The sequence below is a fragment of the Acidovorax sp. Root275 genome, from assembly GCF_001428965.1.
Classification (GTDB): domain Bacteria; phylum Pseudomonadota; class Gammaproteobacteria; order Burkholderiales; family Burkholderiaceae_C; genus Acidovorax; species Acidovorax radicis.
In genome coordinates this window covers 665,068-671,586 of sequence record NZ_LMJH01000001.1, presented here as the reverse complement: position 1 = coordinate 671,586, position 6,519 = coordinate 665,068, and the positions used below count along the sequence as shown (strand labels likewise).

General features: G+C 60.0%; 6 protein-coding genes. 3 read left to right on the top strand and 3 right to left on the bottom strand.

Annotation, left to right across the window (positions count from 1 at the left end):
* The first annotated feature begins 174 nt into the window (after positions 1 to 174).
* Genes aat through ASE52_RS03095 form a run of 3 tightly spaced genes read left to right on the top strand, consistent with a single transcriptional unit; the run spans position 175 to position 2,569 of the window.
* Positions 175 to 930, top strand: coding sequence for a leucyl/phenylalanyl-tRNA--protein transferase (aat, locus tag ASE52_RS03105; RefSeq protein ID WP_057223715.1), 756 nt, complete (start codon positions 175 to 177; stop codon positions 928 to 930).
* Complete coding sequence (locus ASE52_RS03100) at positions 927 to 1,685, top strand: arginyltransferase (RefSeq protein WP_010461119.1); 759 nt, start codon at positions 927 to 929, stop codon at positions 1,683 to 1,685. The genes aat and ASE52_RS03100 overlap by 4 nt, the downstream gene beginning before the upstream one ends.
* Before the next feature lie 56 nt (positions 1,686 to 1,741).
* A complete protein-coding gene (locus ASE52_RS03095) occupies positions 1,742 to 2,569 on the top strand; it encodes an IclR family transcriptional regulator (protein WP_010461118.1) in 828 nt (275 codons plus the stop codon).
* A 144-nt stretch (positions 2,570 to 2,713) separates the two neighbouring features.
* On the opposite strand, the gene pbpG is transcribed toward ASE52_RS03095, so the two are convergent.
* From pbpG to pssA, 3 genes are all read right to left on the bottom strand, one after another.
* Positions 2,714 to 3,814 (bottom strand): D-alanyl-D-alanine endopeptidase, encoded by a 1,101-nt coding sequence (pbpG, locus tag ASE52_RS03090; protein WP_057223714.1) that lies wholly within the window; start codon positions 3,812 to 3,814, stop codon positions 2,714 to 2,716.
* A gap of 116 nt (positions 3,815 to 3,930) precedes the next feature.
* Positions 3,931 to 5,469, bottom strand: coding sequence for a 2-isopropylmalate synthase (locus ASE52_RS03085; protein WP_010461116.1), 1,539 nt, complete (start codon positions 5,467 to 5,469; stop codon positions 3,931 to 3,933).
* A gap of 212 nt (positions 5,470 to 5,681) precedes the next feature.
* Positions 5,682 to 6,515, bottom strand: a complete 834-nt coding sequence (gene pssA / locus ASE52_RS03080; RefSeq protein WP_010461115.1) for a CDP-diacylglycerol--serine O-phosphatidyltransferase — start codon at positions 6,513 to 6,515, stop codon at positions 5,682 to 5,684.
* Positions 6,516 to 6,519: the final 4 nt, after the last annotated feature.

Sequence of the window (6,519 nt, the reverse complement as noted above, 5' to 3'; positions counted from 1 at the left end):
AGTCGGTAGAGCGCCGGACTGTTAATCCGTAGGTCCCTGGTTCGAGCCCAGGTCGAGGAGCCAGCCAAAAAACCCGCCATGTTCACGCATGGTGGGTTTTTTTTATTTCCACCATTGAACACGCCAACCCACACTCAGCCTGCCTGACAATAAGTCTCTTTGTATTGCCACCCCATGCCCCCGCAACTGCCTTGGCTGGAGCCCGAAGACCCGCTACCCCCTCCTGCGGATGCGTGGGGGCCCACCGACCCCGCCCCCGGACTCTTGGCCGCGGGTGGCGCACTGGATGCTGCACACCTCAAAGCGGCCTACGCCCAAGGCACATTCCCCTGGTATGGCCCAGGGCAGCCCATCCTCTGGTGGGCACCCGATCCGCGCATGGTCTTGCACGTCGCGAACTTCAGGTTGCATCGGTCTCTGCGCAAAGCCCTGCAGGCATTCAGAACCAATACATCCTGCGAAATCCGCGTGGACCACAATTTCCGGGATGTCATCACGGCCTGCGCCGCCAAAGAGCGGGATGGCCAGGCAGGCACCTGGATCGTGCCCGAGATGGTTGAGGCTTACACCCGCCTCCATGCAGCAGGCCATGCCCATAGCGTCGAAACCTGGGTTGATGGACAACTGGTCGGTGGCCTGTATTGTGTTGCCCTAGGGCAGGCGGTGTTCGGTGAATCGATGTTTGCCCACGCTACCGACGCATCGAAGATCGCGCTTGCTGCCCTGGTGAGCCTGTGTCGCCATCAGGGCGTGGCAATGATTGATTGCCAGCAGAACACCCGGCATCTGGCCTCACTGGGAGCCCACGAGATCTCCCGAGCCCAGTTCCTTGCCCATATCCAGAACGCCCAGAATCGCCCGGCGCTCTCATGGTTGTTTGACCCCGTATACTGGAACGAGCTGCTGCCCTCCACAGTGCCCATGGCATGACGCAACTCAACGACCTCCCACTGCAGACCCTGCAGTTCTACGCGACAGCCCCCTACCCCTGCAGTTATCTGCCGGACAAGCAGGCACGGTCGCAGGTAGCCACGCCCAGCCACCTCATTCAGAGCGATGTGTATTCCGACCTCGTGGCCAAGGGATTCCGCCGCAGTGGCATGTTCACTTACCGCCCTTATTGCGATGGTTGCCAGGCTTGCACCCCCTTGCGTGTGCTGGTGAACGAATTTCAGCCAGATCGCAGCCAGCGGCGCGCCACAGTGCGTCACAGCAACCTGCAAGCGAGGGTATTGCGCCTGTGTTTTGTCCCCGAGCACTATCAGCTGTACTTGCGCTACCAGAACGGTCGCCATTCGGGCGGTGGCATGGACCATGACAGCATCGACCAGTACACGCAGTTTCTGCTGCAAAGCAGGGTGAATTCGCGCCTTGTGGAGTTCCGCGAAACCGATGCAGCAGGCGAACCCGGTGCACTCAAGATGGTCTCCATCCTGGATGTGCTCGACGACGGGCTTTCAGCGGTCTACACCTTCTACGAACCCGAGCCGCACTGCAGCTATGGCACCTACAACGTGATGTGGCAGCTTGCGCAGGCACGCTCCCTGGGCCTGCCCCACGTTTACCTGGGCTACTGGATCGAGGCCAGTCCCAAGATGAACTACAAGGCACGCTTTCACCCCCACGAGATCCGGACCGATGGCCAATGGCATCGCGCCAGCCTGGGCGTGAATCAGAGCGCATGAATGCAGGGTTGCATTTCACAAGATAAAATGCTGCGGCCGTCACTGCATCGCCGCCCATGAAAAAAAACGATCCCAGCATCCCCGTCAAACCCAGCGTTCAGGTGCTTGAACGCATGTTTACGCTGATCGATGTTCTGGCATCACGCGAAGAGGCAATCTCTCTCAAGGAAATCAGCGAAAAGACGGGGCTGCACCCTTCCACAACGCACCGTATCCTGAACGACCTCACGATCGGCCGCTTCGTGGATCGACCGGAGTCCGGCAGCTACCGACTGGGCATGCGCCTGCTGGAGCTCGGCAACCTCGTCAAAGCGCGCCTGAGCGTTCGTGATGCGGCGCTGACCCCGATGCGCAATCTGCACAAACTCATCCAGCAACCTGTCAATCTGAGCATGCGCCAGGGCGATGAAATTGTGTATGTGGAGCGGGCCTACAGTGAGCGCTCCGGCATGCAGGTGGTCCGCGCCATTGGTGGTCGCGCCCCTTTGCACCTTACCTCCACCGGCAAGCTCTTCCTGGCCCTGGACGACCCCCAACGCGTGCGGGCCTACGCTACCCGCACGGGGCTTGCAGGACACACCCGCAACAGCATTACCCAGTTGCCCGTTCTGGAGCGGGAACTCGCCAAAGCGCGCCAGTACGGCATCGCCCGCGACAACGAGGAACTGGAATTGGGCGTGCGCTGCATGGCAGCGGGCGTCTACGACGACCAAGGCAAGCTGGTGGCGGGCCTGTCCATATCGGCGCCGGCGGACCGCCTGGATGAAGGATGGCTTCCGAAACTCCAAGCCACCGCCAACGAGATTTCCTTCGCTCTGGGCCACACACCGAACGTGGAAGCATCAGCAGCTGGTGATGCCAGCTTGCGCACCAATCTCCGCTGAGAACCCCGTGCGCACTGCAGTGGCAGCGGGCGCGCTACTTCGCACGAAAAGACCGACACAGACAGCAACGCCTGGTCGGCCTATTGATCACACCTCTCAGAGACCCCTGACTCTTGGCGGCCCTGCAGGCCACCAGTGCCAGCGCTAGCGGGCGAAAGTGGACGGCTGCGCACCGTTGGCAACGGCCCGAGCTTGCAGCGGTGCTGCCAGCGCTGGCATCGACTCCACCCAATGGCGCACACGCTCAGCATCACCCAGGCGGCTGAATTTGCCCGCCGAATCCAGAAACACCATGATGAGCTTGCGCCCGGCAATCTGGGTTTGCATCACCAGGCAGCGCCCTGCTTCCGAGATGTAGCCGGTTTTCTGGAGGCCAATATCCCAAGTGGGGTTTTTTACCAGCCCGTTGGTGTTGTTGTACTGCAATGTTTTGGGACCCACTGCCACCTCATATCCCGGAGAGGTGGACAGTTCGCGCAGCAGGGGATCACCATGCGCCACATTCACCAGGGTAGCCAGGTCACGCGCGCTGGACTGGTTGCGGCTGGAAAGGCCCGTGGGCTCCACATAGCGGGTATCAGTCATGCCCAGCAGGCGGGCCTTTGCATTCATCTGCACCACAAAAGCTTCGAGCCCGCCAGGGTACGTGCGACCCAGCGCATGGGCTGCACGGTTTTCACTGGACATGAGCGCAAGGTGGAGCATCTCGCCCCGGGTCAACGTGGAACCCACCATCAGTCGCGAGCGGCTGCCTTTTTCGGTATCCACATCGTCCTGGGTGATCGTGATCGGTTCATCCATCGGCAACTTGGCTTGCGAGATGATCACGCCCGTCATGAGCTTGGTCAGGGATGCAATGGGAAGCACCGCCTGATCGTTCTTGCTGAGCAAGACCTCGTGCGTGTCCTGGTCGATGACGAGTGCAACACTGGACTTGAGATCCAGCGGATCGCTCACTTCGTGCAATCCCGCTATTTGCCCGAAAGACTGCTTGGCGGGCACAAAGGCCACCCGGGTCGGGACCTTGGCAGTCTTGGCCGTGATGCGAACCGTCCGGGTGTTGGCAGCGACCTTGCGGGCTGGCGCGACACGCTTGGCGTTGGCCGTGCTGGCTTGCTGCTTTTTGATCGGCGCTTTGGACCGATCCACTGCGTGGGCAACCGGAGCTACCAGCGCCGTGCTGACGACGACAAAGCCCAAAAGTTGAAGAAAACGATTCACTGCGGCGCGGTGGCGATGGTGCATCAAAGTGCTCCAAACGGTAATAAGTGTTGAGCAGTGTACAGAATCAAAAAAAGTCGCGCAAGATCAATACCTTGCACGACTTTCCAAGAAAGTGAATGAAATTATAAATTGATCATTCAACCCTGTGCAGCCACCCGGTCAGCTTTACTTTGTAACTTGTTCAGCGCGCTCAGGTAAGCCTTGGCCGAGGCAACGACGATATCGGGATCTGCACCCACACCATTGACCACGCGACCGCTGTTCTGCAGGCGCACGGTCACTTCGCCCTGGCTTTCGGTCGAGCCACTGATGGCATTCACCGAGTACAGCACCATTTCCGCACCGCTCTTGACGTGCGATTCGATCGCCTTGAGCGAAGCGTCCACAGGGCCATTGCCCTCGGATTCGCCGCGCACTTCCTGACCGTCCACGGTGAAGACAATGCGGGCGCGGGGGTGTTCACCCGTTTCGCTCTGCTGGAACAGGGAAACAAAGCCGTATTGCTCCTTCTCGGCAGTCACGCTCTCGTCGCTGACCAAGGCCAAGATATCCTCATCGAAGATCTCACTCTTGCGGTCAGCCAATTCCTTGAAGCGGGTGAAAGCGGTGTTGACTTCGGTTTCACTGTCCAGGCTCACCCCCAGTTCTTGCAAACGCTGCTTGAAGGCGTTGCGGCCACTGAGCTTGCCCAGCACGATCTTGTTGGCCGACCAACCCACGTCTTCGGCGCGCATGATCTCGTAGGTGTCACGCGCCTTGAGCACGCCATCCTGGTGAATGCCGCTGGCGTGCGCGAAGGCGTTGGCGCCCACCACGGCCTTGTTAGGCTGCACCACGAAGCCAGTGGTCTGGCTGACCATGCGGCTGGCGGCGACGATGTGCTTGGCGTCGATGTTGAGGTCAAGATTGAAGTAGTCGCGGCGCGTCTTGATGGCCATGACAACTTCTTCGAGCGAACAATTTCCCGCACGCTCGCCCAGGCCGTTGATGGTGCATTCCACTTGGCGGGCGCCGCCAATCTTCACGCCGGCCAGCGAGTTGGCCACTGCCATCCCAAGGTCGTTGTGGCAGTGCACCGACCAGATCGCCTTGTCGCTGTTGGGGATCCGCTCGCGCAGTGTCTTGATAAAGTTGCCGTACAGCTCGGGAATCGCATAGCCCACGGTGTCGGGCACGTTGATGGTGGTGGCGCCTTCGGCAATCACCGCTTCGAGCACGCGGCACAGGAAGTCCGGGTCGCTGCGGTAGCCATCCTCGGGGCTGAATTCGATGTCACCCACCAGATTGCGCGCAAAACGGACCGATTGTTTGGCCTGTTCAAGCACCTGGTCGGGTGTCATGCGCAGCTTCTTCTCCATGTGCAGCGCAGACGTGGCGATGAAAGTATGGATACGGGCACTGGCCGCCCCTTTGAGAGCCTCGGCTGCACGCGAAATATCACGGTCGTTCGCACGGGACAGCGAGCAGATCGTGGACTCCCGGATCGCATTTGCAATCGCCTGCACCGCCTCGAAATCTCCGTTGGAGCTGGCCGCAAACCCGGCTTCGATCACGTCCACCTTCAGGCGCTCCAGTTGGCGGGCAATGCGGAGCTTTTCGTCCTTGGTCATTGAGGCGCCTGGGGACTGCTCTCCGTCGCGCAAGGTGGTGTCGAAAATAATCAGTTTGTCAGCCATGTGGTTTCTCCTGGTACTGGTGGGTGGCGGGGTCGGTCCGCAACGCTAAAAATCGGCGCCCAAAACAAAAGGCCCGTTGCGGGTGCATACGGGCCTTTGTGGAAAAGTGTGCGCGTGCGCCTACTGTCTCCGCCCGTGGGGAGGTAGCAGTAGGGCCAGCGCAAACGTGTTCATGGAATGCAATGTAGCACATGTCGCCAATGCTGCCGCAGTCACTTGTGGAGCCCGCGCTCGTCGGGCTCATCGGTCGATGTGCTGATCACACTGCTGTGCTGTCCTTTGGCTTTGCGCCAGGCGTACACGCCATAGCCACTGATGCCATAGAACACAAACACGCCAAACAACACAATGGGGGGGTGGATGTTGATGATGGCGATACCCAGCGCGATCAGCACGATCGCCGCAAAGGGCACGCTTTTTTTCATCTGGATGTCCTTGAAGCTGTAGAACGGCACATTGGTGACCATGGTCAGGCCTGCATACAACGTGAAGGCAAACATGGTCCAGGTGATCTGGTTCCAGGACAGCCAGAGGTCTTCGCCCGGATGCACACCCAGTTCGGTCATCAACCAGATGAAACCGGCCACCAGGGCAGCTGCGGCGGGGGACGGCAAGCCCTGGAAGTAGCGCTTGTCCACGACGCCGGTATTCACATTGAAGCGCGCCAGACGCAGGGCCGCGCAGGCACAGTACACAAAAGCGGCAATCCAGCCCCAGCGACCCAGGCCCTGAAGCGCCCATTCGTAAGCAATGAGCGCGGGAGCTGCCCCAAAAGACACCATGTCGGAGAGCGAATCCATCTGCTCACCAAACGCACTCTGTGTGTTGGTCATGCGCGCCACACGGCCATCGAGGCTGTCGAGCACCATGGCACAGAAGACGCCCACGGCCGCCATGTCAAAGCGACCATTCATGGCCATCACGATGGAGTAGAACCCCCCAAACAAGGCCGCCAGTGTGAACAGGTTGGGCAGGATGTAGATGCCCTTGCGCCTTTTGCGCACCATCACACCAGGGTTGTCGGTGGACTCATTGCCGTCATGCATAAAA

Bases quoted from the DNA above. Each gene is read 5' to 3' on its own strand.
- ASE52_RS03095 (WP_010461118.1), top strand. From the start codon at position 1,742: ATGAAAAAAAACGATCCCAGCATCCCCGTCAAACCCAGCGTTCAGGTG.
- pssA (WP_010461115.1), bottom strand. From the start codon at position 6,515: ATGCATGACGGCAATGAGTCCACCGACAACCCTGGTGTGATGGTGCGC.
- pbpG (WP_057223714.1), bottom strand. From the start codon at position 3,814: ATGCACCATCGCCACCGCGCCGCAGTGAATCGTTTTCTTCAACTTTTG.
- ASE52_RS03085 (WP_010461116.1), bottom strand. From the start codon at position 5,469: ATGGCTGACAAACTGATTATTTTCGACACCACCTTGCGCGACGGAGAG.
- ASE52_RS03100 (WP_010461119.1), top strand. From the start codon at position 927: ATGACGCAACTCAACGACCTCCCACTGCAGACCCTGCAGTTCTACGCG.
- aat (WP_057223715.1), top strand. From the start codon at position 175: ATGCCCCCGCAACTGCCTTGGCTGGAGCCCGAAGACCCGCTACCCCCT.